This window comes from Sphingomonas sp., assembly GCF_017304615.1.
GTDB lineage: Bacteria > Pseudomonadota > Alphaproteobacteria > Sphingomonadales > Sphingomonadaceae > Sphingomonas.
The window spans coordinates 186,663-212,141 of sequence record NZ_JAFKLZ010000004.1 but is presented as its reverse complement, the minus strand read 5'-3'; the positions used below and the strand labels follow the sequence as shown (position 1 = coordinate 212,141).

General features: G+C 65.4%; 23 protein-coding genes and 1 tRNA gene. 15 read left to right on the top strand and 9 right to left on the bottom strand.

Features of this window, described 5'->3' with window-relative positions; all coding sequences use genetic code 11:
• Nucleotides 1–77: 77 nt before the first annotated feature.
• The 5 genes from J0J06_RS15845 to J0J06_RS15825 all read left to right on the top strand — a co-directional run bounded on the left by J0J06_RS15845 (nucleotide 78) and on the right by J0J06_RS15825 (nucleotide 3,413).
• The gene (locus J0J06_RS15845; RefSeq protein ID WP_294043672.1) at nucleotides 78–509 is read left to right on the top strand and encodes a DUF2147 domain-containing protein; all 432 of its coding nucleotides are present in this window, start codon (nucleotides 78–80) and stop codon (nucleotides 507–509) included.
• Between the two features lie 24 nt (nucleotides 510–533).
• Nucleotides 534–680, top strand: coding sequence for a hypothetical protein (locus J0J06_RS15840; RefSeq protein WP_294043671.1), 147 nt, complete (start codon nucleotides 534–536; stop codon nucleotides 678–680).
• A gap of 90 nt (nucleotides 681–770) precedes the next feature.
• Complete coding sequence (locus J0J06_RS15835) at nucleotides 771–1,517, top strand: 16S rRNA (uracil(1498)-N(3))-methyltransferase (protein ID WP_294043670.1); 747 nt, start codon at nucleotides 771–773, stop codon at nucleotides 1,515–1,517.
• Nucleotides 1,518–1,561: 44 nt separating this feature from the next.
• Entirely contained in the window at nucleotides 1,562–1,984 is a 423-nt protein-coding gene (locus tag J0J06_RS15830; RefSeq protein ID WP_294043669.1) for a nuclear transport factor 2 family protein, read from the top strand.
• A 55-nt stretch (nucleotides 1,985–2,039) separates the two neighbouring features.
• On the top strand, nucleotides 2,040–3,413 hold the full coding sequence (locus J0J06_RS15825) for a glutamate--cysteine ligase (RefSeq protein ID WP_294043668.1): 1,374 nt from the start codon (nucleotides 2,040–2,042) through the stop codon (nucleotides 3,411–3,413).
• A 99-nt stretch (nucleotides 3,414–3,512) separates the two neighbouring features.
• On the opposite strand, the gene J0J06_RS15820 is transcribed toward J0J06_RS15825, so the two are convergent.
• The 3 genes from J0J06_RS15820 to J0J06_RS15810 form a co-directional block, all read right to left on the bottom strand.
• Entirely contained in the window at nucleotides 3,513–4,814 is a 1,302-nt protein-coding gene (locus tag J0J06_RS15820; protein ID WP_294043667.1) for an isoprenylcysteine carboxylmethyltransferase family protein, read from the bottom strand.
• Nucleotides 4,815–4,869: 55 nt separating this feature from the next.
• Nucleotides 4,870–4,943 (bottom strand) — tRNA-Gly (locus J0J06_RS15815).
• Between the two features lie 45 nt (nucleotides 4,944–4,988).
• Nucleotides 4,989–6,764, bottom strand: a complete 1,776-nt coding sequence (locus J0J06_RS15810; RefSeq protein WP_294043666.1) for an ATP-binding cassette domain-containing protein — start codon at nucleotides 6,762–6,764, stop codon at nucleotides 4,989–4,991.
• 88 nt (nucleotides 6,765–6,852) lie between these two features.
• Between J0J06_RS15810 and J0J06_RS15805 the strand changes: the two genes are divergently transcribed.
• The 4 genes from J0J06_RS15805 (at nucleotide 6,853) to J0J06_RS15790 (ending at nucleotide 10,309) form a co-directional block, all read left to right on the top strand.
• Entirely contained in the window at nucleotides 6,853–7,167 is a 315-nt protein-coding gene (locus J0J06_RS15805) for a hypothetical protein (protein ID WP_294043665.1), read from the top strand.
• Nucleotides 7,168–7,204: 37 nt separating this feature from the next.
• Nucleotides 7,205–7,888 carry a response regulator transcription factor gene (locus tag J0J06_RS15800; protein ID WP_146572508.1) on the top strand — a complete coding sequence of 228 codons (684 nt, stop codon included), beginning with the start codon at nucleotides 7,205–7,207 and terminating at the stop codon, nucleotides 7,886–7,888.
• A 116-nt stretch (nucleotides 7,889–8,004) separates the two neighbouring features.
• The gene (locus tag J0J06_RS15795; protein ID WP_294043664.1) at nucleotides 8,005–9,417 is read left to right on the top strand and encodes an ATP-binding protein; all 1,413 of its coding nucleotides are present in this window, start codon (nucleotides 8,005–8,007) and stop codon (nucleotides 9,415–9,417) included.
• Nucleotide 9,418: 1 nt separating this feature from the next.
• Nucleotides 9,419–10,309, top strand: coding sequence for a diacylglycerol kinase family protein (locus tag J0J06_RS15790; protein WP_294043663.1), 891 nt, complete (start codon nucleotides 9,419–9,421; stop codon nucleotides 10,307–10,309).
• Here J0J06_RS15790 and J0J06_RS15785 read toward each other — a convergent pair.
• Nucleotides 10,306–11,304 carry an LLM class flavin-dependent oxidoreductase gene (locus tag J0J06_RS15785; protein ID WP_294043662.1) on the bottom strand — a complete coding sequence of 333 codons (999 nt, stop codon included), beginning with the start codon at nucleotides 11,302–11,304 and terminating at the stop codon, nucleotides 10,306–10,308. The genes J0J06_RS15790 and J0J06_RS15785 overlap by 4 nt on opposite strands.
• Nucleotides 11,305–11,341: 37 nt before the next feature.
• Nucleotides 11,342–13,690 (bottom strand): S8 family peptidase, encoded by a 2,349-nt coding sequence (locus tag J0J06_RS15780; protein ID WP_294043661.1) that lies wholly within the window; start codon nucleotides 13,688–13,690, stop codon nucleotides 11,342–11,344.
• Between the two features lie 120 nt (nucleotides 13,691–13,810).
• On the opposite strand from J0J06_RS15780, the gene J0J06_RS15775 reads away from it, so the two are divergent.
• From J0J06_RS15775 to J0J06_RS15750, 6 genes are all read left to right on the top strand, one after another.
• The gene (locus J0J06_RS15775) at nucleotides 13,811–14,476 is read left to right on the top strand and encodes a pyrimidine 5'-nucleotidase (protein WP_294043660.1); all 666 of its coding nucleotides are present in this window, start codon (nucleotides 13,811–13,813) and stop codon (nucleotides 14,474–14,476) included.
• The gene (dapD, locus tag J0J06_RS15770; protein WP_294043659.1) at nucleotides 14,473–15,294 is read left to right on the top strand and encodes a 2,3,4,5-tetrahydropyridine-2,6-dicarboxylate N-succinyltransferase; all 822 of its coding nucleotides are present in this window, start codon (nucleotides 14,473–14,475) and stop codon (nucleotides 15,292–15,294) included. Before J0J06_RS15775 ends, dapD begins: the two co-directional genes overlap by 4 nt.
• Nucleotides 15,295–15,408: 114 nt before the next feature.
• Nucleotides 15,409–16,200 carry a glutaminyl-peptide cyclotransferase gene (locus tag J0J06_RS15765; RefSeq protein ID WP_294043658.1) on the top strand — a complete coding sequence of 264 codons (792 nt, stop codon included), beginning with the start codon at nucleotides 15,409–15,411 and terminating at the stop codon, nucleotides 16,198–16,200.
• Nucleotides 16,201–16,374: 174 nt separating this feature from the next.
• Complete coding sequence (gene glpX / locus J0J06_RS15760; protein ID WP_294043657.1) at nucleotides 16,375–17,343, top strand: class II fructose-bisphosphatase; 969 nt, start codon at nucleotides 16,375–16,377, stop codon at nucleotides 17,341–17,343.
• A gap of 119 nt (nucleotides 17,344–17,462) precedes the next feature.
• Nucleotides 17,463–19,319 (top strand): CocE/NonD family hydrolase, encoded by a 1,857-nt coding sequence (locus J0J06_RS15755; protein WP_294043656.1) that lies wholly within the window; start codon nucleotides 17,463–17,465, stop codon nucleotides 19,317–19,319.
• A 99-nt stretch (nucleotides 19,320–19,418) separates the two neighbouring features.
• Nucleotides 19,419–21,572: a prolyl oligopeptidase family serine peptidase gene (locus J0J06_RS15750; protein ID WP_294043655.1), complete on the top strand. Its 2,154-nt coding sequence runs from the start codon at nucleotides 19,419–19,421 to the stop codon at nucleotides 21,570–21,572.
• A gap of 40 nt (nucleotides 21,573–21,612) precedes the next feature.
• Here J0J06_RS15750 and J0J06_RS15745 read toward each other — a convergent pair whose 3' ends face one another.
• The 4 genes from J0J06_RS15745 to J0J06_RS15730 are packed head-to-tail and all read right to left on the bottom strand — an operon-like array spanning nucleotide 21,613 to nucleotide 25,438.
• The gene (locus J0J06_RS15745; RefSeq protein WP_294043654.1) at nucleotides 21,613–22,374 is read right to left on the bottom strand and encodes an ABC transporter permease; all 762 of its coding nucleotides are present in this window, start codon (nucleotides 22,372–22,374) and stop codon (nucleotides 21,613–21,615) included.
• Nucleotides 22,371–23,321, bottom strand: coding sequence for an ABC transporter ATP-binding protein (locus J0J06_RS15740; RefSeq protein ID WP_294043653.1), 951 nt, complete (start codon nucleotides 23,319–23,321; stop codon nucleotides 22,371–22,373). The genes J0J06_RS15745 and J0J06_RS15740 overlap by 4 nt, the downstream gene beginning before the upstream one ends.
• A gap of 60 nt (nucleotides 23,322–23,381) precedes the next feature.
• Nucleotides 23,382–24,095 carry a DsbA family protein gene (locus J0J06_RS15735; RefSeq protein ID WP_294043652.1) on the bottom strand — a complete coding sequence of 238 codons (714 nt, stop codon included), beginning with the start codon at nucleotides 24,093–24,095 and terminating at the stop codon, nucleotides 23,382–23,384.
• Complete coding sequence (locus J0J06_RS15730) at nucleotides 24,092–25,438, bottom strand: M48 family metalloprotease (protein WP_294043651.1); 1,347 nt, start codon at nucleotides 25,436–25,438, stop codon at nucleotides 24,092–24,094. The genes J0J06_RS15735 and J0J06_RS15730 overlap by 4 nt, the downstream gene beginning before the upstream one ends.
• Nucleotides 25,439–25,479: the final 41 nt, after the last annotated feature.

Below are 25,479 nucleotides of genomic sequence, written 5' to 3'. Positions count from 1 at the left end.
CGCACCAGCGCCACGCTTTGCCTCACTGTCGTCACGCTGCGACGGCAGGCGGAACGGCGGGGAGCCTGGAGTTTACAATGCGAACGACTGTGTCCCGATTGCTTGCCTGTGTTGCACTAACCTTGTTGCCGGTTGGGTTCGCCGTACCCTCCACCGCGGAGCCGGCGCGCGCGATCGTGCCGTCCTGGACGGGCGTGTGGCGCAACACCAACAATACGGTGCACATCAAGGCCGCGCCGTGCGGTACGAACATGTGCGCGACCGTGGTATGGGCCGACGACAAGACCAAAGCGGCGGTCGCCGCGCGCAACCGCGACATCATCGGCATGCAATTACTGCGCGATTTCCGCCAGTCAGCCCCGAGCGAATGGAAGGGTTCGGTCTATGTGCCCGATCGCGACATGACGGTATCGGGCACGATCACGCTGCTCAATCGCGACACGTTGAAGACGGTCGGGTGCTTCCTGGGTGTGTTTTGCCAGACGCGGCACTGGACGCGGATACCCTGACCGGGTTCGACCGTTAGGACCACGATGGTCCATCTCTCCGTCGCCATCGCGCGGTTCGCCGAGACGCTGTTCTGGGGCATCGTCGAAGCGGCGGGGCTGGCGCTGATCGGCGGCGCGTTCGCGATCGCGGCGCTGGTGATCGGGTGGCGCTCGGCGCGGCGAAGGCGCTGATTCAAACGAACCGTTCGCCCTGAGCCTGTCGAACGGCGGGCTTGGAACACGTGCTTCGACAAGCTCAGCACGAACGGGCTATGGAGGGGTATGCCCGCAACTCCAGCATGGCCACCGCGATCGACGCCGAGACTGTTCGTCGAGACTCCACTTGCAGAGGGTGGGCAAGTGCGGGTGGATGGGGGGCAAGCGCATTACCTGCTATCGGTGTTAAGGCTGAAAGCGGGCGATCCGGTCAAGCTGTTTGACGACGCGACAGGCGAGTGGCTGGGGGTCGCGAGCGCGATCGGCAAGCGAGACCTGATCCTGGACATGACCGCGCATCTGCGCGATCGTGAGGCGCCGCCCGACCTGTGGCTGTGTGCCGCCCCCATCAAGAAAGGGCGGATCGACTGGGTCGCCGAAAAAGCGTGCGAGCTGGGCGTCGCGCGTCTGGTGCCCGTGCTGACTCGGCGCACCGTGATCGACCGGATCAATGGCGAGCGGTTGCGCAGCCATATGATCGAGGCGGCCGAACAATGCGATCGCACCGCGCTGCCCGAGCTGGCTGAGCCAGTGAAGCTGGAGGCATTGCTGCGTGATTGGCCGGTCGATCGCGCGTTGTTCTTCGCCGACGAACTGGGCGGCGCGCCCGCTGCCGAAGCGATGGCCGCGCACAAAGGCCCGGCGGCGATCCTGATCGGTCCCGAAGGCGGGTTCGACGATGCCGAGCGCGACGCGATTCGAGGCGTGCCGCAGGCTGTCGGCATCGGCCTCGGCCCACGCATCCTTCGCGCGGAGACCGCGGCGGCGGCGGCTGTTTCGATCTGGATGAGCGTCGCGGGGGATTGGCGGTAGCGCAGGTCGTGTCCTATGATAATAATACACTCATAGGAGGCGTCATGATTCGTTCCGTCCTTTTCGCCGTCGCGATCGCCTCGGCCGTTCCCGCGATGGCGTCTCCGGCGCGTGTCAACGATCCCGTTGCCGTGGTCGACGCCTTCGCCGCCGCGCAACAATCCTTCGATCAGGCCGCGCTAGCCGAGTTGACTGCGCCAGATTTCGTCGAGATTTCCCCGCTGGGCGAAGTCGATCCGCGCGACAAGATGCTCGGGTTCTACGCCCCGGAAAAGAAGGCCGCCGGCCCCGCCGTCACGATGGACGAGCGCACCGTTCGGACCACCGGCAACGTCGCAATCGTCACCCTGCGTTATGCGTTCGGCGAGCGAGCGATGCGCGCGGTCTATGTGGTACGCCGCGATGCGGGCGTCTGGCGGCTCGTATCGGCGCAATACACCCCGATACGTATCGTCAAACCCGCCTGATCTTCTTCGATACGAGATACTGGCGCGGGCGCGACCCGCCCGCTAAAGCGCCGCCATGACGACGAAGACCGTTTCGGCCACCAAATCAGCGGTCATCGAGGACCGTCAGCAACTGATCGATTTCTTCGCCGGTGGCGAAAAGCCGGCCGAGCGCTGGCGGATCGGCACCGAGCATGAGAAGTTCGTCTATCGCACCGAGGATCATCGCGCGCCGGCGTGGGACGAGCCGGGCGGCATCCGCGACTTGCTCAACGGCCTGACCGAGTTTGGCTGGAAGCCGGTCGAGGAGAACGGCAAGGTCATCGCCATGTCGGGCGCGGACGGTTCTATTAGCCTCGAGCCCGCGGGACAGTTCGAACTGTCGGGCGCGCCGCTCGACAACCTCCATTTGACCTGCGCCGAGACCGGACGACACCTGGAGCAGGTCAAGGCGGTCGGCGACAAGCTCGGCCTGGGTTTCCTGGGGTTGGGCATGTGGCCCGACAAGACGCGCGCCGAACTGCCGATCATGCCCAAGGGGCGCTATGCGATCATGCTGCGGCACATGCCGCGGGTCGGCAATCTCGGGCTCGACATGATGCTCAGGACCTGCACGATCCAGGTCAATCTCGACTATGCTTCCGAGGCCGACATGGTGCAGAAGTTCCGCGTCGGCCTCGCCTTGCAGCCGCTTGCGACGGCCCTGTTCGCGAACTCGCCGTTCACCGAGGGCAAGCCGAACGGCATGCTGTCGTATCGCAGCCATATCTGGTCCGATACCGATCCGGCGCGCACCGGGATGCTGCCGTTCGTGTTCGAGGACGGGTTCGGGTATGAGCGCTACGCCGACTATGCGCTCGATGTGCCGATGTACTTCGTCTACCGCGACGGCCAGTATCTCGATGCGTCGGGGCTGAGCTTCCGCGATTTCCTGAAGGGCGAATTGTCGATCCTGCCCAGTGAGAAGCCGACGATCGACGATTTCTCCGATCACCTGTCGACTGCATTCCCCGAAGTGCGGCTCAAGACCTTCCTCGAAATGCGCGGCGCCGATGGCGGGCCGTGGAGTCGCATCTGCGCGCTGCCGGCGCTATGGGTCGGGTTGCTCTACGATCAGGGTGCGCTCGATGCGGCGTGGGACCTGGTCAAGGGCTGGTCGATGGCCGACCGCGAGGCGTTACGGAACGCGGTGCCCGAACTCGCGCTTGACGCACCGCTGCCGGGCGGCGGCAAGCTGCGCGACATTGCCGGCGAGGTGCTGGACATAGCCAGCGCGGGTCTAACCGCGCGCGGGCGGATGGATGCGGGCGGGAGCAACGAAACCGGCTTCCTCGAACCGCTTCGCGAAGTGGTGCGCACCGGCAAGGTCCCGGCGCAGGTCTTGCTCGACCGCTACGACGGCGAATGGGGCGGGGACATCAGTCGTGTCTATGGCGAGATGAGCTTCTAGCTACTTCGTCTTGCCGGACTTGTTCCGGCATCCCATGTGCCGCTGGCGGTATAGTTTGGGGAGAGTTGGACCCCGGAACAAGTCCGGGGTGACGAAGGCTTAGGCCTCTGTCTTTGTGCCCTTCAGCCATTGGAAGAAGCGTGGGACGAGTCCGTTCCGCTCCATCCACGCGCTATATTCCTGATAGGCGGGGTCCATGCCGAGGTGCCGTTCCTCGGTCTTGGCGCGCCAATAATAAATGCCCGCGACAATCCCCATTAGCGCGGTTGCACGCACGGCATCGACCCAGCTCCCTGTCGTCAGGAATGGCACGGTCGAGATCATCCAGAACAAGTTCTTCGACAGATAGGCCGGGTGGCGGCTGAACGCGTACGGGCCATTGGTCAGGATGCCGCGGTGCGTCAGGTTGGAGAAGCGGATGCCGAAGGTCACCGTCGCCGAGGCGTAGATCGCGGTCAGCGCGACCAGCACGCTTCCGATCACCGCCAGCAGCACCGGCTGGTCGGCGAACCACAGCGACCAGCTCGCCTCGCCACGCGTGCCCGGATGATAATCGAGCGGCCCGCCATCGCCCATCAGCACGAAGGGCGGATAGCAAATCAGCGCCGCCATCCAGCCCGCCGCGAACGGATTAGCAGTGCGGATATGCGAATCGAGCGGGCGCAATGCGAGCAGATAGCCCGCGGTCGCGAACGCCACGTCGATCACGAACATGAAGGTGATCAGCCAGTTGGCCAGCGCGACCGGATTGCTCAGCACCTGACTGGTGTCGCCGCGGACGAAATCGCCGAAGCCAGGCGGTACGATCGCCAGCATGAAGGCGGTGAAGAACGCCTTCACGCCCCAGCTGCGCAAGTGATTGTAGATCGCTTCGTTGTCGCGCGGCCCGTCGAGTCCCATCAGCCACGCGCCGAGATGGTAGCAACCGTCCCTGGACTCGACCATGCGGCGATCGAGCCACAAAGTGTAGGGGATCGACGCCATGAACAGTACCGGCGCCGCCCACATGAAGCACCACATCGAGAAGCGGAAACCGCCCTCCCAATAGAAGCGCCCGATCGCATAGGTCGCCGCGATCCCGCCCCAGGTCAGCCACAGCCCGGCGAGCTTGGTGATCGACAGGTCGAGCGTCTCGCGCCACGGCTTCGGATTGGCCCAATCGATCCCGGTTGACGGATTGCGATGGACTTTTTCCACCAGCACCGACCACAGCACCATCGGCAGCCCCGCCGCGGCGACGTTGACGAGTGCGGCGTAGGGCCCGTCCATCCCGAACCAGCGCGCGATACCGATCCACACGAGCAAGCCGACGAGACCGACGATCCCGGTCGCGGTCGAAACGGCGGATGTGGGGCGCGGATCGGCCTTCGCAGCGCTCGCCAGGGCGGGGTCGTGATACATGCGCGTGGAGATACGCGCGGAATGGTAAGGAAGGCGTGAAGGATGTTCAGGAGGCTGGAGCGGGTGAAGGGAATCGAACCCTCGTCGTAAGCTTGGGAAGCTTCTGCTCTACCATTGAGCTACACCCGCGCGCCTAGGGCCGATACCGAAGCCGCTGTATTGGCGCAAGCGCGATCAGCCCAACGCCTCGACCTGTTCCGCCAGCACGAGCCAGCGCATCTCCGCGGCGTCTTTCTCCTCGCGCGCTTTTTCGATCGACTCCGTCAGCGCGGCGAACTTCGTGGGATCGCGGGTGTAGAGGGAGGGGTCGTGAAGCGCTTCCTCGTCGCGGGCGATTGCGGCTTCGATCTCCTCGATCCGCTTTGGCAGCAGGTCGTAGTCGCGTTGGTCCTTGTAGCTGAGCTTTGCCGCCTTGGTTCGTTCCGGCGCCGTCGGCGCGGGCTTGGACGCGGCTTTCTTCTCCGTCTTAGGCCGCCGCCGCGCTTCCCAGTCGGCATAGCCGCCCGCGATGATGTCGACCGTCCCCGACCCGTCGAGGCCCAATGTCAGCGTCACGGTGCGGTCGAGGAAGTCGCGGTCGTGGCTGACGATCAGCACCGTGCCCTGATATTCCGCGATCACTTCCTGCAGCAGGTCGAGCGTTTCGAGGTCGAGGTCGTTGGTCGGCTCGTCGAGCACCAGCAGGTTCGACGCGCGGGCGAATTCGCGCGCCAGCAGCAACCGCGACCGCTCACCGCCCGACAAGGTGCCGACGCGCGCCTCGACCATATTGGGGTCGAACAGGAATTCCTTGAGATAGCCGTGAATGTGCTTCTTGACGCCGAGCACCTCGATCCAGTCGCCGCCGTCCGCCAGCACATCGCGCACGCGCTTGTCCGGCGCCATCAGCTTGCGCTGCTGGTCGATGACGACGCCGTCGAGCGTTTTGGCGAGCTTCACCTCACCCTCGTCGGGTTGAAGTTCGCCGGTCAGCAGACGGAGCAGTGTCGTCTTGCCCGCGCCATTCGGCCCGACCACGCCGATCCGGTCGCCGCGCGTAATGCGCAGATCGAGATTGCGAATGATCGTGCGTCCGTCAAACCCGACCGACACGCCTTTCGCGTCGATCACCACCTTGGTCTTGGTGTCGTCGCTGGCGGTCACGAGGTTTGCCGCGCCCTGCGGTCCGAGCATCGCAGCGCGTTCGGCGCGCATTTCCTTGAGCTTCGCGAGCCGCCCCATGTTGCGCCGCCGCCGCCCGGTGACGCCGCGTTGCAGCCAATGTTCCTCAAGCTTGAGCTTGGCGTCGAGCCGTTGGGCGTTGCGCTCTTCCTCGGCATAGACTTGTTCGGTCCACGCCTCGAACCCGCCATAGCCAACCTCGGCCCGGCGGATCGCACCGCGGTCCAGCCACAGGGTCTGCCTGGTCAGCCGCGTCAGGAACGTGCGGTCGTGGCTGATCACCACGAACGCGCCGGTGAACCGGTTGAGCCATTCCTCGAGCCATTCGATCGCGGCGATGTCGAGATGGTTGGTCGGCTCGTCGAGCAGTAGCACGTCGGGGTCCTGTGCGAGCGCGCGGACGATGGCGGCGCGGCGACGCTCGCCGCCCGACGCGGATTTGGCCTCGCGCGAGAGATCGATCCCAAGCTGGTCGGCGATCGCGTCGGCTTCGTGGGGCAGGGGGGCATCGGGGCCGGCCAGCACGAAATCGTAAAGCGTCGCGAAGCCGTCGACCTTCGGATCCTGTTCGAGCAGCACCACCTTGGTGCCCGGCACGATCGTCCGCCGGCCTTCGTCGGCATCGATCACGCCTGCGATCAGTTTCATCAGCGTCGTCTTGCCCGCGCCGTTGCGCCCGATCAGTGCGAGCCGATCGCGCTCCCCGATATAAAGGTCGAGGTGGCGGAACAGCCAGCCCGCGCCCTGAACGAGGCCGAGGTCTTCATATGCTAATACGGGTGCGGCCATGGCGGGGCTATCTAGGGCCTCGGCAAGGCAGCGCAACCTTGTCGGCAGCTGTCGTGTGCGTTCACAGGCTGTTCAAGGCGCACAGCCTATGCAATTCCCGATGTTCATGTTTGCGTTGCTTGCTTTGTCCCTGTCCTCGTCGGTGATTCCGGCTGTTGACGAACCGTGTCTGCAGCGCCGGGACCAGGACCGCGCGTTCGAGGCGCGCAAGCAGGGTCGTATCCTGCCGCTGCCCGAAATCGAACGCCGCGTGATCCCGACGATGGCGGGCGCACAGTATCTGGGGCCGGAGGTCGATTTCGACAGCGGCGTTTACACGCTCAAGTTCCTGCGCAATGGAACGGTCATCTGGGTGCGGGTCGACGGCCGGTCGGGTCAGATCATCGGCCGCACGGGCAACTGAGCGGTCCAAACCGCTCTCGAGAATTTGGGGGACCAATATGCGCGTTCTGATCGTCGAGGATGAGCCGAACCTCGGTCAGCAGCTCAAGAATACGCTGGAAGGCGCGGGCTATGCGATCGACCTCGCCACCGACGGCGAGGAAGGGCTCTTCCTCGGCGAGACCGAGGCGTATGACGCGATCGTGCTCGACCTCGGCTTGCCGGAGATCGACGGGCTGACCGTGCTCGACCGCTGGCGCAAGCAGGGCAAGACCACCCCGGTGCTGGTGCTGACCGCGCGCGACAGCTGGTCGGACAAGGTGGCGGGGCTCGACGCCGGCGCCGACGACTATGTCGCGAAGCCGTTCCAGACCGAGGAATTGATCGCGCGGTTGCGCGCGCTGATCCGCCGCGCGTCGGGTAATGCGTCGAGCGAACTGATCGCGGGCGACGTGCGGCTCGACACGCGCAGCGGCAAGGTTACGCTGGCCGGCGACCCGGTGAAGCTGACCGCACAGGAATACAAGCTGCTCAGCTACCTGCTTCACCACAAGGGCAAGATCGTCAGCCGTACCGAGCTGATCGAACATATCTACGATCAGGATTTCGACCGCGATTCGAATACGATCGAGGTGTTCGTCACGCGCATCCGCAAGAAACTGGGGCAGGACGTCATCACCACGATCCGCGGGCTGGGCTACAGCCTGGACGACCCGGACGGTCCGCCGCGCGCGACCGAGTGATGCGCCAAATTTTCCTCGTCACCCCCGCGAAAGCGGGGGCCCATCTCCTACGGCTGCTTCAATATCGGGCCGCAGGTGATGGGTTCCCGCTTTCGCGGGGGTGACGGAATGAGGGAATGGCAGAACAGGATCCTTTAACCGGCACGCTAACTCCCGCCGTCGCGGCGGACGCGCCGCGCCCGATCCCGACGACGCGCGTCACGGGGTCGCTCGGGCGGCGCATGATCGTCATTGCGGCGTTGTGGATTCTCGTGCTGCTGGCGGGCGGCGGGTTCGCGCTCGATCGCGTGCTGACCAGCGCCGTCACGCGCAATTTCGACGACCAGCTCGATTACGTCCTGACCTCGCTGTTCACATCGGCCGAGATCGGGCCGGAGGGCGAGGTAATCTTCAATCGCCCGCCCGCTGATCAGCGGTTCGTCGAGCCTTATTCGGGACTGTATTGGCAAGTCTCGGCGCCGGGCAAGGAGGCCTGGGCGTCGCGCTCGTTATGGGACCGGCGGCTGGCCTATGGCAGCGCACACACCGACCTTGAAGTGCATGTCTATGACAGCAACCAGTTCAAGGACGAGAAGCTCCGCGTGCTGGAGCGCGACATCAAGCTGCCGGGGTCGGACGTGCGCTGGCGGTTCCAAGTTGCGCAGAGCCGTGACGGTCTGGACGCGCAGATCGCCGCGCTCCGGCGGACGTTGGTGCGCAGCTTCCTGCTGCTCGCGCTCGGGCTGATCGTGCTGGCGGGGCTGCAGACCTGGTACGGCCTGCGCCCGCTGCGGCGGCTCCGTGCGGAGATCGCGCGGCTACGCGGCGGCCTCGCAACTCGGATCGAAGGCGCGATGCCAGCGGAGGTCGCGCCGATGGTGGAGGAGTTGAACGCGCTTATCGAGCATAACGACCGTCAGGCCGAGGAAGCGCGGCGGCACGCGGGGAACCTCGCCCACGCACTCAAGACGCCGCTGACCGTGATCATGAACTCGGCGACGGCCAAGTCTGACGATCTGGCCGAGACGGTGGTGCGTGAGGCGCGGACGATGCGGCGCCAGGTCGATCACCACCTCGCCCGCGCCCGTGCGGTCGGGCGGCGCGGATCGGCGCACAGCCGCGCAGATGTCTGGCCGAGCCTGGAATCGGTCGAGCGCGCAGTGTCGCGGCTCTACTCGAACGTCCGTATCGACGCCGACGGGCCGAAGGATTTACAGGTTCATGTCGAACGTCAGGATCTCGATGAAATGCTTGGAAATCTCATCGAAAACGCCGCAAAGTATGGCGGCGGCAGCGTGTTCGTGACGGTCGCCGCCCAAGCCGGATTCGTCGAATTCCAGATCGAGGATGACGGCATGGGCATCCCCGAGGAGGAGCGCGTCCGCATTTTCGACCGGGGCGTGCGGCTCGATACGGGGAAGCCGGGGACGGGCTTGGGCCTGGCGATCGTGCGTGACGTGGCGGAAATCTATGAGGGCACCGTGAGCCTCGAAGAAAGCGAAGACCTGGGCGGACTGCTCGTCCGCCTGCGGCTCCCGGCGGCGGCCTGACATGGCGGCGAAGCTTCCCGTCATCGTCAACAAGAATGGCGGTGCGGCGTCGAAAATGGGCGACGACCTGGTCCCAAAGCTGACCGAGGCGTTCGACGCGGCCCGGGCGCCTGTGGCGATCGAGCCGCTCGACGGCGCGGACATTGCCGACGCGATCGGGAAAGCCGCGAAACGGGGCCGCGTCGTCGTCGCGGGCGGTGACGGCACGGTCTCGTGCGCGGCAGCAGCCTTGATGGATAGCGAGGCCGAACTCGGGCTGCTGCCGCTCGGCACGCTCAATCATCTGGCGCGCGACCTCGGCCTGCCGAACGACTTAAAGAAAGCCGCGAAGATCGCCGCGACCGGCAAGGCGACCGCGATCGACGTCGCAGAGGTCAACGGCAAGGTATTCGTCAACAATGCGTCGATCGGGCTATACCCGCTGATGGTGCGCGAGCGCGAAGGGCTGCAGGACGACAAAGGCTGGCCGAAATGGCTGTCGACGATCCCGGCGGCCTATGCGGCGCTCGAACGCCTGCCGCACCATCGCTTGCGGATCGATATGGGCGAGGGCGAGCGGGAGATCGTCACGCCATTGCTGTTCGTGGGCAACAATACCTATTCGCTCGACGCTGGCGAACTGGGACAGCGGGCGTCGCTGACCGACGGCAAGCTGTCGGTCTATGCCGTATCGCATCGCAGCAGGCTGTCGCTGATCTGGTTCGCGGCGCGCACGCTGGTGGGTCGCGCGCGGCGCGACGTGGATTTCGTCGCGCTTGGCGAATGCGAAACGCTGACGGTGCGCTCAAGCGGCAAGACGATCGAGATCGCGCTCGACGGCGAGGTGCAGCGGCTTAAGTCGCCGCTGGAATTCCGCGTCAGGCGGGGGGCGTTGAAGGTGGTGGCGGGCTAGGCCGGCACCGTGAGGCTGCGCATCGCCTCCGCCGCCAGCGCGACGCTCTTCTTGCGCGCGGCGACGTCGTAGATCGAACTTGAGATCATGACTTCGTCGACACCGGTGCGCTCGACGAACGCGGCGAGGCCGCGCGCGACTCGATCCACCGTGCCGACCGCCGAGCATTGCAAAACATGGTCAAGGATCGCGGCGTGTTGCGGCGGCAGGCTGTCGCGATAGCCGACGACCGGCGGCGGAAGCTGGCGCGGGTTGCCGGTGCGCAAGCTGACGAACGCCTGTTGCTGCGAGCTGGCGAGCAGTTCCGCTTCCTCGTCGGTGTCCGCCACGAAGACGTTGAACCCGGCCATCGCGTACGGCCTGTCGAGCGCCGCGGACGGGCGGAAATCACGACGGTAGATCGCCAGCGCCTGGTCGAGCGCGTCGGGCGCGAAGTGCGAGGCGAAAGCGTAGGGCAAGCCGAGCATGGCGGCGAGCTGCGCGCCGAACGTGCTGGAGCCGAGAATCCACAGTTCGGGGTTCGCGCCTGCGCCGGGTGTCGCGCGAATGCCGGTCTGGCCGTCATCGGCGAAATAGCTCTGCAGTTCGAGCACGTCGCGCGGGAAGGCATTCGGATCGGTTTCGAGCGTACGGCGGATCGCCTGCGCGACGCGCTGGTCGCTCCCCGGCGCGCGGCCGAGCCCGAGATCGATTCGACCGGGAAACAGGGCATCGAGCGTGCCGAATTGCTCGGCGATGACGAGCGGCGCGTGGTTGGGCAGCATGATCCCGCCAGCGCCGACGCGGATCGTGCTGGTCGCCGCGCCGACATGGGCGATGACGACCGCGGTCGCCGAACTTGCGATCCCCGCCATCCCGTGATGTTCGGCCACCCAATAGCGTGAATAGCCCGTCGCTTCAGCGTGGTGAGCCATGTCGGCGGCGTTGGCCAGCGCCTGGGCGACACTGCCGCCTTCGACGACGGGGACGAGATCGAGCAGGGAGAATGCGGTCATGCCGCGCGATATGGGATCGCGCGGCCGGGCCGCAACGTCAGAACTTCACGCCGTATCGCAAAGCCATGCCGTAATCGTCGGGGAGCGCTGCGAAATTGCCCGGATCGCGGCGATAGAAGAAATTCGACTCCACCCTTCCGCCCCATAGCGTCCAGCCATAGGCGAACTCGACATCGACCTCTCGCCCGGTCGGGGCGAGGTTGAAATATTGCCGCGTATAATCCGACACCCCGACCGTCCCGACATAGCTCCATGCGGTCGGCAGGTTTAGGTTCAGACCGCCGTCGGACACGCGTAGCGGCTGGGCGATGCGGAGACCGGCGCGGTCGGTCTTGCCGAACACGCCAAGCTTGGTGACGTCGGCGTCGAACGCGTTGGTCATGATCGTGCCGCCGCCATCCAGGCCGTAGCGCAGGTCGGCGATGGTCCACCCCTGACGCCACGCACCGCCGATCGACCAGCCATTCCCCGCGTCCAGCCGAGCGGTCGCGTCGAGGAACCAGCTTGTCGCGCGCGGTGCGCCCAAACCGGCACTGAACTTCGCGCCCAGCAACGTATCACTCTCCGCCAGCCGGCTCGCGCCGAGCCACAGGCCCAGCGGCCCGAACCGCCGATCGACCGTCATGCCGACGCGGCTGTAGCTGAAGGGGCGATAGCGATAGGCGACGCCGGGCAGCGCTTCCTGATCGCCGCGCACCAACGCCGCGCCGCTTTCGACGGAGCCGGTGACGCCCCAGCGGCCGACCTGTTCGCGCACCGCGATCGAGCTGCCGGTCCGGCTGTCGAAGCCAAGATTGGTCAGCGGGTCGCGTGCGACGAGGAAGGCGGGGGCGTCCTGCCCCGCCAGCCGCGCGGTCAAGCCTTGCCCGCCCTCCGCAAAGCCGATCGCGATGCTCGACTTGCTGCCGAGCCGCGACACGATGCTGCCGGCGACCGCCCGCGACTGTTCGGCATCGGCGGGACTCAGGTTCAGGCCGGTCAGCACCGCGCCCCCGCCCCGGAAAGGTGCAACGGTGACTGCGATGCTCATCGCACCGCGATCCAACGCCTTGGTCCGCGTCTTGCCCGTCAGCACGCCGGCGAGCGTGCGCTGCGGCCCGGTGCGGTTGATCGTGCGCGCGAAGTCCAGCGCGAAGGCGCGGTCGAATCCGTCGAGGATGATCGCGCCAAGCGTGCCTGTTCGGGCATCGCCCATCGGTGCGGACAGCGTGCCGTTGAGCGTGTCCGACACCGGCGCGCCGGTCGCGGTCGAGGTCGAGCCGAGCGGCGAAAAGGCCTTGGTCAGGTCGAGCACGCCGCGCCCATAGATTGAATCGGTGCCGGTCGTCCCGGCGTCGCGCGCGCTGGTCAGCAGGATCTGGACGATCTGCGTGCCCGTCAGTGTCGGGAAAGCCTGGGCGAGCAACGCGGCGGCCCCAGCGATCTGCGGCGCGGAGAATGAGGTGCCGGACCACAGGCAGACTGACGTATTGTCGCACGGCGCGCGGACATTCTCCCCGACTGCCGTCAGGAAGAATTGATTTTCGGGTCCGGTGCCCGCGCGGTCGCTGAAGGTGGAGATCGTATCCGCGCCTTGCGTGCGGCTGTTGTTGGCGCCGACCGACCCGGCGATGATCACCAGGTTGCGCGCGCTGGCGCTGTTGACGATGCCCGCGCCGAACGGGTCGGGAGTCGCCGCCCCGTCATTGCCGGCGGAGACGACGATGATCACGCCACGTGCCGTCGCGCGGCCGACCGCGGCGATCAGCGCGGCAGACGGAGGATCGCCGCCCAGCGACATGTTGATGACGCGCGCGCCGGCATTGACGGCTAGGTCGATACCCTTGGCAATATTGACGTCGTCGAAGCTGCAACCGGCGTCGGGGCCGGTCGTATTGGCGCAGGTTCCCGGCGTGTCGGCGCGCGCCATGATGATCGTCGCGTCGAACGCGATGCCTTGCGTTCCCGTGCCGTTGCGGACGCCAGCTATGGTGAAGGAGACGGCGGTTCCGTGGCCGTCCTGATCGTCATAGGTGGTGCCGCCTGCCACGTTGGCGGAGGCCGGGTCGACGCGCCCGGTGAACTGGTCGCTGGCGATGTCCAATCCCGAGTCGATGACGCCGACCTTGATGCCGCTGCCGGTGCCGCCGTTGTTATAGGCGACCAGCGCATTGGCGGAGACCGCGCCGACCGTCGCGCGATATTCGCTGGTGTCGAAGCTGCTCGGGGTCGGTGTCGGAGTCGGCGCTGGCGTTGGTGTTGGCGTCGGAACCGGCGTGGGCGAGGGAGCCGGCGCGGGGGTTGGCGTCGGGGTGCTGGCGACGCCGCCGCCGCCGCCGCACGCGGTGGTTGCCAGGAACATTGCGAGTGCCGCCGACTGCAACAACCGTACGCGCGCGATCGTCATGACGATTTCCAACCCCTTCGGGTACGGACCATGGATCAGGTTTGCTTTACGGGTTCTTAAAATCGCCGCCGGGTCGCGCGTCTTGCTCGGCGGCGGCACGCTGCGTAGAGGCACCCCCGCATGCTCCCGCGCTTGGCCTCGATCCGCAACTGGGTCTTCGACCTCGACAACACGCTCTATCCACATGGCGCGCGGCTGTTCGAGCAGGTCGACCGGCGCATCACCGACTATATCGCGCGGCTGTTTCAGGTGGAGCGCGGCGAGGCGTATCGTATTCAGAAGAATTACTTCCACACGCGCGGTACGACGCTCGCCGGGCTGATGGCCGACCATGGCGTCGATCCGCATGAGTATCTGGCGGACGTCCACGACATCGAGATGGACATGCTGGAGGAGAACGCGCCGCTCGCCGCGGCGATTGCCAAGCTGCCGGGGCGCAAGATCATCTTCACGAACGCGGACGAGGCCTATGCGACCAAGATCCTCGCCAGGCTGGGGCTGAGGGAGAGTTTCGAGGCGATCCATGACGTTCACGCGCTCGATTACCGGCCCAAGCCCGAACCGTCGGCCTATCGGAGTCTCTGCGACGCCTATGGCCTCGATCCGCACGAATCGCTGTTCGCCGACGACATGGCGCGCAACCTGAAGCCCGCGAAAGACATCGGCATGACGACCTTGTGGGTCGACAACGGCTCCGAACAGGCCGACAGCGCCGAGCGCGATCACATCGATTTCGCGACCCGCGACGTGACGCTCTGGTTGCACGAGGTATTGGAGGAAGCATGACCGATTTGGCCGCGACGATCGACGCCGCGTGGGAGGATCGCGCCAACGTTTCGACCGCCACCACGGGCGCGGTGCGCGACGCGGTCGAGGCGGCGCTGGCGCTGCTCAATTCGGGCGAGGCGCGCGTGGCCGAGCCGTCGGGCGACGGCTGGACGGTCAATCAGTGGCTGAAGAAGGCCGTGCTGCTGTCGTTCCGGCTCAACGACAACGAAGTGATCGACGGCGGCGCGGCTGGCGCGCCCGCGTTCGACAAGGTGCCGTCCAAGTTCGTCGGCTGGGGCGATAACCGCTTCCGCGAAGCTGGATTTCGCATCGTACCCGGCGCGGTCGTGCGGCGCGGGTCGTTCATCGGCAGGAACGCGATCGTCATGCCCAGCTTCGTTAACATCGGCGCCTATGTCGGCGAGGGCACGATGGTCGATACCTGGGCGACGGTCGGGAGCTGTGCGCAGATCGGCAGGAACGTCCACCTGTCGGGCGGCGCGGGGATCGGCGGCGTGCTCGAACCGCTGCAGGCCGACCCGGTGGTGATCGGCGACAATTGCTTCATCGGCGCGCGCAGCGAAGTGGTCGAGGGCGTGCGCGTCGGCGAGGGCGCGGTGCTGTCGATGGGCGTGTTCATCGGCAAATCGACCAAGATCGTCGACCGCGCGACCGGCGAAGTGACGATGGGAGAAGTGCCGCCCTATGCGGTGGTCGTGCCCGGCTCGATCGGCGGCGGGGACGGCAAGCCCGGGCTCTACTGCGCGGTCATCATCAAGCGGGCCGACGCCCAGACGCGGGCGAAGACGAGCATCAACGAGTTGCTGAGGGACTGATTTTCAACCGTCACCCCCGCGAAAGCGGGCGCCCATCTCCCAACCGTTCAGCTTGGTGAAACGGTAGGAGATGGATCCCCGCTTTCGCGGGAATGACGGAGTAGGAGTGAAGCGGTGAACTTCAAACGCGTAGCCTTTGCACTCGCTTTCCTCGCCGGCCCGGCGGTCGCGCAGGACATTCCGGTGCTCGACGCCTCGACGCTGCCGGTCGCGAAGGCACAGGTCGTCGCGACCTATCCGCACGATCCGCAGGCCTATACCGAGGGGCTGTTCTACGAGAACGGGAAGCTGTGGGAATCGACCGGCACGGTCGGCAAGTCGGGCATCCGCAAGGTCGATCTGTTGACCGGCAAGGTGCTGATGCGCGTCGCGGTCAACCCTCCGCTCTATGGCGAGGGCATCGCCCCGTGGGGCAACCAGATCCTCAGCCTGACGTGGAAGAACGGCGTCGGGTTCCGCTGGTCGAAGGACCGGCTGAAGAAGATCGGCGAGTTCAAATATGACGGCGAGGGATGGGCGCTGACCAGCGATGGCGCCAGCCTGATCATGTCCGATGGTACACCGGTGCTGCGCTTCATCGACCCGGCGACCTTTACCGTCCGCCGCACACTGACCGTCACGCACGACGGCCAGCCGCTGATCAATCTCAACGAGATCGAATATGTCGATGGCGAGATATTGGCGAACGTCTGGCTGACCGATCGCATCGCGCGGATCGACCCGAAGGATGGGCACGTAATCGGTTGGATCGACGTCGCCGAACTCCACCGCCAGGTCGGCAACACCGCGGAAAACGACGTCGCCAACGGCATCGCCTGGGACGCAAGGAAGCGGCGCTTGTTCGTCACGGGGAAGAACTGGCCGTACGTCTTCGAGATCAAGGCGCCGAAGGATGTGGGGCAATAGTCATCACCCTTTGTCACCCCGGGCTCGACCCGGGGTCCCGCTTTTTCGTGGAGTAAGTTTAGCGGGACCCCGGCCCAAGGCCGGGGTGACGAGGCTGGTTGCTTAGTCTCGACTTCGTAACCTCTCCCGCCTATCGCCCGCGCCAACAGATCATCTGAGAGGATTCCCGACAACATGACCACCGCCAGCAAGGTGCTCGACCGCGTCCTCGTGCTCGAAATGGTGCGCGTCACCGAAGCCGCGGCGATCGGCGCATCGACGCTGATCGGGCGGGGCGACGAAAAGGCCGCCGACGCCGCCGCTGTGGAAGCGATGCGCGCCGCGCTCAACGACCTCGCGATCGACGGCACAGTGGTGATCGGCGAGGGCGAGCGCGACGAGGCACCGATGCTGTTTATCGGTGAGAAGGTCGGCTCGGCGATCGGCTCCGGCCCGAAGATCGACATCGCGCTCGATCCGCTGGAAGGCACGACGATCTGCGCCAAGGCGGGGCCGAACGCCCTCGCTGTGCTGGCGATTTCGGAAGAGGGCAATCTGCTCAACGCCCCTGACGTCTACATGGACAAGATCGCGGTCGGCCCGGGCTATCCGGCGGGCGTGATCGACCTCGACAAGTCGCCGACCGAGAACGTCACTGCGATCGCCAAGGCGAAGGGCGTGCAGCCCAACGAGATCATCGCGTGTGTGCTCGATCGTCCGCGCCACGAAGCGTTGATCGCGGAGCTGCGCGGGATCGGCTGCGGCGTGATGCTGATCGGCGACGGCGACGTCGCGGGCGTGATCGCGACGACTAACCCTGATACGACGATCGACGTCTATATGGGATCGGGCGGTGCACCGGAGGGTGTGCTGGCCTGCGCGGCGCTGCGCTGCGTCGGCGGGCAGTTCAAGGGCCGCCTGCTGTTCCGCAACGACGACGAACGCGCCCGCGCGCGCAAGTGGGGGATCGCGGACCTCGACAAGCAATATGATCTGTCGGAACTCGCGAAGGGCGACTGCATCTTCGCCGCGACGGGCGTGACCGACGGCTCGCTGCTCGACGGCGTCAAGCGCCAGGGCAAGAAGATGACCACCAACACTGTGGTGATGCGCGCGAGCTCTGGCACCGTGCGGTGGGTAAAGGGCGAGCATCGCATCGGGTAAGCTCCACCGTCATGCCGGGCTTGTCCCGGCACCCACGGTGCCGCACAACGATTGACGTGCGGATTCGCGGCACGGTGGACCCCGGCACAAGGCCGGGGTGACGGATTTGGAGAGCCCTGATGCGTAAAACTGCGACCATGCTTGCGGCGCTCGCCGCGCTTACGCCGATCTCCTATGTCGTCGCGAGGCCGCAGGCTACGCCCGCCGCTGCTCCCAGCATGGCCGACCAGTTCACCTTCACCCGTGTCATGGTCCCCATGAAGGACGGCGCGAAGCTGGAAACGGTGATCATCGCGCCGAAGGGTAAGGCGAAGCTGCCGATCCTGTTCCAGCGTACCCCCTATGGCGTGCCCGGCGGATTGCCGCCGCAAGTGCCGGCAAGCTGGAAGCCGCTGGTCGCCGACGGCTATATCTTCGTGTTCCAGTCGATGCGCGGGCGGTTCGGATCGGACGGCGTTTTCACCATGTCGACGGGGGTCAAGACGTCCCCCAACGAAGCGACCGACGCGTACGACGCGATCGACTGGCTAGTGAAGAACGTGCCGAACAACAACGGCAAGGTCGGGATGTGGGGTGTGTCCTATCCCGGTTTCGCCGCGGCGGTCGCGCTCGCTAAGCCCCACCCGGCGCTGAAAGCAGTCAGTCCGCAGGCGGCGTGGGTCGATTACTGGATGTCGGACGATTTGCACAGGAACGGCGCGCTGCGGCTGAGCTACGCGACCGAATGGGTCTATTCGCTGCAAAACGACAAGACCCAGAACAAGGACTTGAGCCTCGACGGCATGACCGATGCCTATGACTGGTATCTGAAGATGGGCCCGGTCGAGAATATCGAGAAGAGCGTATTCAAGGGCAGCGTGCCGTTGTTCACCCAGTTGCTCGACCACCCCAACCACGACAGTTTCTATACGGACCAGAACTGGCAGAAATCGTTGGGCAAGACGACCGTGCCGACGCTCAACGTCGCCGGTTTCTGGGACCAGGAAGACCCGTGGGGATCGTGGCAGATCTACGCACAGCAGAAGAAGAACGATCCGGACAAGCTCGCGCAGATCGTCTCCGGCCCGTGGAACCATGGGGGGTGGCAGCGCAAGGGCGATTTCCTCGGCTCGATCCCGCTCGGCACCGAAAGCGGGACCGAGTTCCAGACGCAGATCCAGGCGCCGTTCTTCGCCTATTGGCTGCACGGCAAGGGGGCGCAGCCGGACTTTACCGCGAAGATGTTCCAGTCGGGGTCGAACGTGTGGAAGACCTATGCCGCCTGGCCGCCAGCTGGCGCGAAGCCGACCGACCTCTACCTGCACGACGATGGCAGCCTGTCGTTTACCGCGCCTGCAGCGAGTGAGGGGTGCCGCGACTATATCAGCGATCCGGCCAACCCGGTGCCATTCCGGATGCGTCCGATGAGCCGGACCTATGCGACGCCCGACTGGCGTAGTTGGGAAAGCGACGACCAAAGGTTCGTCGATCAACGTCCGGACGTGCTGAGCTACGTCTCCGCGCCGCTCGACAAGGATGTGACGGTCACGGGGGAGATCGCCGCCAAGCTGATGGCGTCGACCAGCGGCACCGACAGCGATTTCGTCGTCAAGCTGATCGACGTACTGCCCGACAATTATGTCGACACCAGTGCGAAAAACTGGGCGATCGGCGACTATGCGCGGACGCTCAACGGCTATCAGCTGCCGATCGCGATGGACGTGCGGCGCGGCCGTTTCCTGGCGAGTGACACCAATCCGCAGCCTTTGGTGCCTGGCAAGGTGATTGCCTGGGACTTGCCGCTGAAGGACCATGATCACGTGTTCAAGGCGGGCCACCGCATCATGGTGCAGATCCAGTCGAGCTGGTTCCCGGTGATCGACCGCAACCCGCAGACGTTCGTCCCCAACATCATGCGCGCCAAGCCGAGCGATTTCGTGAAAGCGACGCAAAAGGTCTGTTCGGGGTCGAAGATCGTGTTGCCGGTGATGAACTGATCGAGGTCAATCATTTCGTCCCGACAATGACGAATCCATCCAATCCCGCCAGAACGCTGCTGTCCTAACCCTGAAGCCTCAGCAGACGGGGGAATCGGAATGAAACGGGGACTTTGGCTGGCGGCAATCGCGCTGCCCGCGGCAGCGCTGGCGCAGGTATCGGGCAACGGACTGACCAACTTCGTCGACATCCCGAAGGCGGAACCGGTCAGCGAAACCGTGTTCGGCGTGAAGATCGACGATCCCTATCGCTGGATGGAAAAGGCGGATCGCCGCGCCGACCTGGAGAAATGGGTCAACGCATCGAGCCTGCACACCACGACCGAACTCGCAGCCTTGCCGGGGCGGGCCGCGTTGCTGAAGGATATGGAGGCGTTGAGCCGCGCGGCCGACCGCTATTACGGCGTTCAGGAAGCGGGCGGCAAAATGTTCTACCTGAAGCTGGCGTCGGACAAGCAGATCCCCGTGCTGATGGTGCGCGAGGGCGGCAAGGATCGCCTCCTGCTCGATCCGATGGCTGGGACCGACGGCAAGACGCCGCGCGCGATTTCCAGCTTTTCAGTTTCGCCTGACGGTAAGTACGCCGCCATCCATATCGGCGAGGGTGGCGGCGAGACGGGCGCGATCCGCATCTATGACGTCGCGACGGGGCAGCCGGCCGCCGACTCGCTGGCGCCGGTCTGGGGCGAGTTCCGCGTTGGGTGGATCGACGACAAGACGATGACCTATACGCGGCTGGCGACTACGACGCCGGGGGCCGACCAGATGAAGGGCATGGTCGCCTATCTGCACGTGATGGGCACGCCGATCAGCGAGGATAAGCCGCTGCTCGGTGCGGGCGCGCCGGACAACGGGTTCAAGGTAGACGCAGCGCAATTCCCGATCGTATTCCCCGACCCGACCTCGCGATGGGTGTTGGCGATGGCGGCGAACGCCCGCGCGGAAATACCGTTTGCGGTCGGAAAGCTGTCCGATGTCCGCGCCGGCAAGCCCGTCTGGACCAAGATCGCCGACTATGACGACCGCGTGAACAATGCCGAGATCGTCGGCGACACGCTTTATTACATCACCAGCAAGACCGACGAGAATGGTGAGTTGCGCGCGATCGACCTGAACGATCCCGCGCCGTCGCTCGCCAAAAGCCGGTTGGTGATGAAGTCGGACGGGCGTGTTCTGTTCGGCATCGCCGGTACCGAGAGCGGACTGTACGTCACGACGACCCTGCCGTCGGCTGCGAGCGAAATGTGGTTCCTGCCCAAGGGCGGCGGTGCGCCGGTCAAGATGGCCTTGCCCGCCAGCCAGTCGATCGACGGCTTGACGGCGACGCCCGACCGCAAGTCGGTGCTGTTCGCGACGGGTGGCTATACACAGACGGATGCCTTCTTCCGGGCGACGGCAGGCAAGGCCGAACCAACCGGAATCGCCAACGTGACACCGCCGTCGGCCAAGGCCCGTACGGTCGTTGAAGAATGGGCGACCAGCGCCGATGGGACGAAAGTGCCGTTGACGATCGTCTATTCGGGCGCACGAAAGGGGCCGGCGCCGACCGTGATCGATGCCTATGGCAGCTATGGCGTGTCGGGATCACCCTATTACACCCCGACCTGGGACGTGTGGAACCAGCGCGGCGGCGTTTACGCCTATTGCCACATCCGCGGCGGCGGGGAGCTGGGCGAAGCGTGGCATCGCGCGGGGATGCAGGCGAACAAGGTCAACAGCCACAACGACCTGATCGCGTGCGGCGAGCGGCTGGTGAAGCTCGGCTACGCGACGCCGAAGACGCTGGGCATCTTCGGGGCCAGCGCGGGCGGGCTGCTGATCCCGATGGCGGCGATGAAACGGCCCGATCTGTTCGCAGCGGCGGTGACGCGAGTCGGTATCGTCAACGCGACGCGGCTGGCGGCGGCCAATAACGGCCCCAACCAATATGGCGAGATGGGCGATGCGACGACCGAAGCCGGGTTCAAGGCGCTCGCGGTGCAGGACTCGACGCTCTATTTGCCTAGCGCGAAGGGCGGGCCCGACTTTCTGTTCACGATCGGCCTGAACGACAAGCGCGTCGATCCCTGGATGTCGGCAAAGCTGGTCGCGATGATGCGCGCGCGCTGGGGGGGGCAACATCTTGTGCTGATCCGCTCCGACGGCAAGGCCGGGCACGGCATGGGATCGACTCGCGACCAGGCGCTGGAAGAACGGGCGGACATCTACGCGTTCTTCCTCAACCGGTTCGGCGCGCCGGGCTTCATCAAGTAAACGGGGGAGGGCGCGCCGACGGGTTGCCGCCGGCGCGCCCTTAATTCTTGAGGCGGTAGCCCGTGCGGAAAATCCACGCGATCACGCCTAGGCACACCAGCAGGAAAGCCGCCGTCGCCGCCAGGCTGATACCGACCGGCACGTCGCCCTTGTCGAAGAAGCTCCATCGGAACCCGCTGACCAGATAGACGACCGGGTTGAACAGGCTGACCGTGCGCCAGGGCTGGGGCAGCATGTCGATCGAATAGAACGCGCCGCCAAGGAAAGTGAGCGGCGTGATCAGCAACGCCGGCACGAAATTGAGTTGCTCGAACCCCTTCGCCCAGACGCCAATGATGAACCCGAACAGGCTGAACGCCAAGCTGGTCAGGATCAGGAACGCGAGCATCGCGATCGGGTGCGCGATCGGGATCGGCACGAACGCTGCCGCGGTCGCGAGGATGATCAGGCCGAGGATCACCGACTTGGTCGCCGCCGCCCCGACATAGCCGAGGACCATCTCCATCGAGCTGATCGGCGCCGACAGCAGCTCGAAGATCGTCCCGGTGAATTTGGGGAAGTAGATGCCGATCGACGCATTGCTGATCGATTGCGTCAGCAGTGATAGCATGATGAGACCCGGCACGATGAAACTGCCGTAACCCACGCCGCCGACCTGGTTTATCCGCGATCCGATCGCGCCGCCGAACACGACGAAATACAGGCTGGTGGTGATGACGGGCGTGACCAGGCTCTGCCACAGGGTGCGCAGCGCGCGGGCCATTTCAAAGCGATAGATCGCGTAGACGCCGTGGAAGTTCATGCCGCTTGCTCCGCGCGCTGGCCGCCGTCCTTCACCAGATCGACGAAGATGTCCTCCAGGCTCGACTTCGACGTTTCGAGGTCCTTGAACCCGATATTGAGGTCGGCGAGCTTGCGCAGCAGTGAGGGAATGCCGGTGCGTTCGGCCTGTGCATCAAAGACATAGCGCAGCGTCTTGCCGTCGTTTTCGAGGCTGAGATGCCATTCGGCCAGTTCGGTCGGGATCGCGCCCATCGGCTCCGATAGGGCGACGTCCAGCTCGCGCTTGCCGAGCTTTTTCATCAGTGCGGCCTTCTCATCGACCACCAGCAACCTGCCGCCGGAAATCACCCCGACGCGATCGGCCATCTCCTCGGCCTCCTCGATATAGTGCGTCGTCAGGATGATGGTCGTGCCCTTCTCGCGCAGCTTGTGGACCAGCTTCCACATATCGCGGCGCAACTCGACGTCGACGCCCGCCGTGGGCTCGTCGAGGAACAGGATGTCGGGTTCGTGGCTTAACGCCTTGGCGATCAGCACGCGGCGCTTCATGCCGCCCGACAGCTCCATGATCTTGGACTTGCGCTTGTCGTAGAGCGACAGGTCCTTGAGCACCTCGTCGATATGGTCGGAATGCGGCGGGTAGCCGAACAGGCCGCGGCTGAACCGGCACGTCGCCTCGACCGTTTCGAACATGTCGGTCGCGAGTTCCTGGGGCACCAGTCCGATCTGCCGCCGCGCACGCTTGGGGCTTCGGATCGCGTCCTGGCCGCCGACGGTGATCGTCCCGGTGGAGGGCGTGACGATGCCGCAGATGATGCTGATCAGCGTCGTCTTGCCCGCCCCGTTCGGCCCGAGCAGCGCGAAGATTTCGCCCCGGTTGATGTCGAGATCGACGGAATGAAGCGCGTGGACGCCCGAGGCATAGGTCTTTGATACGCCGCGGACGGATAGGATCGGTTCGGTCATGGAGTCCCCTTGGACCGCACAGATGGGGAAGGGGGCTGCCGCGCGCAACCGCGCGTCACGCTATTTCGCGCGTGCCGCCGCCACAGCGTCGCGCATATCCTCCAGGCTCATAACGCTCGAAACGACCCGGTTGCCGATCACCCAGCTCGGCGTGCCCGTCATGCCCAGCGGGCGCATCAGCGACAGGTTGGTGTTGATGGCCGCTTCGACCGAGGCGGTCTTGGCTTCTTCCTTGACCTTGGCGGGGTCCAGACCGGCGGTGACGAGCGCCTTGTCCATGCTGGCGTCGGTCAGCGGGCCGCCCGCGTACAGCGCGGCGTGGAGCGCGCGATACCTGCCCTGGCGCGCGGCGACGATCGCGTAGCGTGCCGCCGTCTGGCTTTCGGGGCTGAGGATCGGGAGCTCGTGGTAAACAACCTTCACATTGGGTTCCGCGGCGATCAACTGGTCGATGACCGGCAGGCTCGCACGGCAATAACCGCAATTATAATCGAGATACTCGACCACCGTGACGTCGCCGTTCGGGTTGCCCGCCCATGCGCTGCCGACCGGGGTCAATATGTCCGCGCGGTTGGCGGCGATGACCTTGCCGGTCTGCTTGTCCTGGAGGCGCTGCATGGCCTCCGGCAGTATCTCGGGGTTCGCCAACAGATACTCGCGAATCTGGCTGCCGTCGTTGTGCCGCGACACGAGCAACGTCGCGCCCGCGCCGAGCAAGGCGGCGGCAATCGCGACCAGGGGAAGCGCGGCGCGCGACGACAGGAATTGCATCATTTCTTCTTACGCTTCTGATCGTCGAGTTGGTTTTGGCCGGTCAGCGCGATGTCCTGCGCACGGATCCAGTCGGCCGAATTGGGCGGCAATCCGGCCATCGCGCCGCGCGCGCTGTACACCGCGGTGCGGAAGTCACCGGTCATGCTGGCGCGTTCGGCGGTGGCGAGCATCGCGCGCGGGGTGTCGCCCTTCAGTTCATAGACGGTACCGAGCTGATACCAGGCGAACGGATTGTCGCTGTCCTTGTTGACCGCGATGCGAAGCACGCGTTCCGCTTCGGCATAGTTGCTCTTATCCTCGGTCGCGATCAGCGCGTGGCCGTAGGTCGTGACGATCAGCGGGTCGTATCGAGTCAGTTCGCTCGCTTCCTTGAGCGGGGCGATCGCATCTCGGGGCCGCCCGGCCTCGAGCAGGATCTGTCCGCGGATTTCGAGGAAATAGGGATCGTGCGGGCGCGCCGCGATCAGCGCGAGCGTTTCCGCGTCGGCTTTGTCGGGATAACCGGCCTTGTGCCACGCATAGGCACGGGCGTAGCGCGCGTAGATCGAATTATCGCCCTCGGGATAATCGTTGAGCGTGCGCGCATAGGGGGCGACATAGCCCTCCAACTTGGCCTTCACGCGCTTGAAACGCTCCTCCAGTGCCGGGTCTAGCGGGGTGTTCCAGGCCGGTGACGCCTTCAGGTCGGCGGTTAGCGTCGCGACGCGCTCGTTCGACAACGGGTGGGTCTGCGCATAGGGATCGATGTTGGCGAGGCCGTAGCTATATTCCTCGTTCGCCAGTTTCTTGAAGAATTGCAGCATGCCTTTGCCGCTGATTCCCGCTTCGCGGAGGAACTTGGCGCCGGTCGCGTCGGCGGTCGCTTCCTGAACGCGGGTGAAGGCGAGCACCTTGCCGAGTGCGGCCTGTTGCCCGGCCGCGAAGATACCGGCGCCGGCTTCGCCCGCACCGGCGGCGACCGCGGCGATGCCGAGCACCATGCTGAGCAGCGAGATGCCGAGCGCCGGTTTGTAGCCGGCGTCGGCAAGCACGACATGCCCATCAGCGATGTGGCCGAGTTCGTGCGCGATCACGCCCTGCACCTGGTTGGCGTTGTCGGCCGCCTGGATCAGGCCCGAGTGGATATAAACGGTCTGGCCGCCGACCACGAAGGCGTTGATCGAATCGTCGTTGACCAGCACGACCTGGACGTTGTTGGGCGACAGGCCGGCGGCGATGATCATTTGCCGCGACATGTCTTTGAACATCGCCTCGGTCTCGGCATCGCGCAGGATCGACTGGGCGCGCGCGGGCTGCACCCAGATCAGGATCAACGCGGCAAAAATCGCGAAATAACGCTTCATACGCCGATTATCCGCCCGTTCGCCGTGTCGATCAATGCGGC

Bases quoted from the DNA above. Each gene is read 5' to 3' on its own strand.
- dapD (WP_294043659.1), top strand. From the start codon at position 14,473: ATGACCGATTTGGCCGCGACGATCGACGCCGCGTGGGAGGATCGCGCC.
- J0J06_RS15805 (WP_294043665.1), top strand. From the start codon at position 6,853: ATGCAATTCCCGATGTTCATGTTTGCGTTGCTTGCTTTGTCCCTGTCC.
- J0J06_RS15780 (WP_294043661.1), bottom strand. From the start codon at position 13,690: ATGACGATCGCGCGCGTACGGTTGTTGCAGTCGGCGGCACTCGCAATG.
- J0J06_RS15820 (WP_294043667.1), bottom strand. From the start codon at position 4,814: ATGTATCACGACCCCGCCCTGGCGAGCGCTGCGAAGGCCGATCCGCGC.
- J0J06_RS15840 (WP_294043671.1), top strand. From the start codon at position 534: ATGGTCCATCTCTCCGTCGCCATCGCGCGGTTCGCCGAGACGCTGTTC.
- J0J06_RS15750 (WP_294043655.1), top strand. From the start codon at position 19,419: ATGAAACGGGGACTTTGGCTGGCGGCAATCGCGCTGCCCGCGGCAGCG.
- J0J06_RS15830 (WP_294043669.1), top strand. From the start codon at position 1,562: ATGATTCGTTCCGTCCTTTTCGCCGTCGCGATCGCCTCGGCCGTTCCC.
- J0J06_RS15735 (WP_294043652.1), bottom strand. From the start codon at position 24,095: ATGATGCAATTCCTGTCGTCGCGCGCCGCGCTTCCCCTGGTCGCGATT.
- J0J06_RS15775 (WP_294043660.1), top strand. From the start codon at position 13,811: ATGCTCCCGCGCTTGGCCTCGATCCGCAACTGGGTCTTCGACCTCGAC.
- J0J06_RS15790 (WP_294043663.1), top strand. From the start codon at position 9,419: ATGGCGGCGAAGCTTCCCGTCATCGTCAACAAGAATGGCGGTGCGGCG.
- J0J06_RS15755 (WP_294043656.1), top strand. From the start codon at position 17,463: ATGCGTAAAACTGCGACCATGCTTGCGGCGCTCGCCGCGCTTACGCCG.
- J0J06_RS15810 (WP_294043666.1), bottom strand. From the start codon at position 6,764: ATGGCCGCACCCGTATTAGCATATGAAGACCTCGGCCTCGTTCAGGGC.
- J0J06_RS15845 (WP_294043672.1), top strand. From the start codon at position 78: ATGCGAACGACTGTGTCCCGATTGCTTGCCTGTGTTGCACTAACCTTG.
- J0J06_RS15785 (WP_294043662.1), bottom strand. From the start codon at position 11,304: ATGACCGCATTCTCCCTGCTCGATCTCGTCCCCGTCGTCGAAGGCGGC.
- J0J06_RS15800 (WP_146572508.1), top strand. From the start codon at position 7,205: ATGCGCGTTCTGATCGTCGAGGATGAGCCGAACCTCGGTCAGCAGCTC.
- glpX (WP_294043657.1), top strand. From the start codon at position 16,375: ATGACCACCGCCAGCAAGGTGCTCGACCGCGTCCTCGTGCTCGAAATG.
- J0J06_RS15825 (WP_294043668.1), top strand. From the start codon at position 2,040: ATGACGACGAAGACCGTTTCGGCCACCAAATCAGCGGTCATCGAGGAC.
- J0J06_RS15835 (WP_294043670.1), top strand. From the start codon at position 771: ATGCCCGCAACTCCAGCATGGCCACCGCGATCGACGCCGAGACTGTTC.
- J0J06_RS15740 (WP_294043653.1), bottom strand. From the start codon at position 23,321: ATGACCGAACCGATCCTATCCGTCCGCGGCGTATCAAAGACCTATGCC.
- J0J06_RS15745 (WP_294043654.1), bottom strand. From the start codon at position 22,374: ATGAACTTCCACGGCGTCTACGCGATCTATCGCTTTGAAATGGCCCGC.
- J0J06_RS15795 (WP_294043664.1), top strand. From the start codon at position 8,005: ATGGCAGAACAGGATCCTTTAACCGGCACGCTAACTCCCGCCGTCGCG.
- J0J06_RS15730 (WP_294043651.1), bottom strand. From the start codon at position 25,438: ATGAAGCGTTATTTCGCGATTTTTGCCGCGTTGATCCTGATCTGGGTG.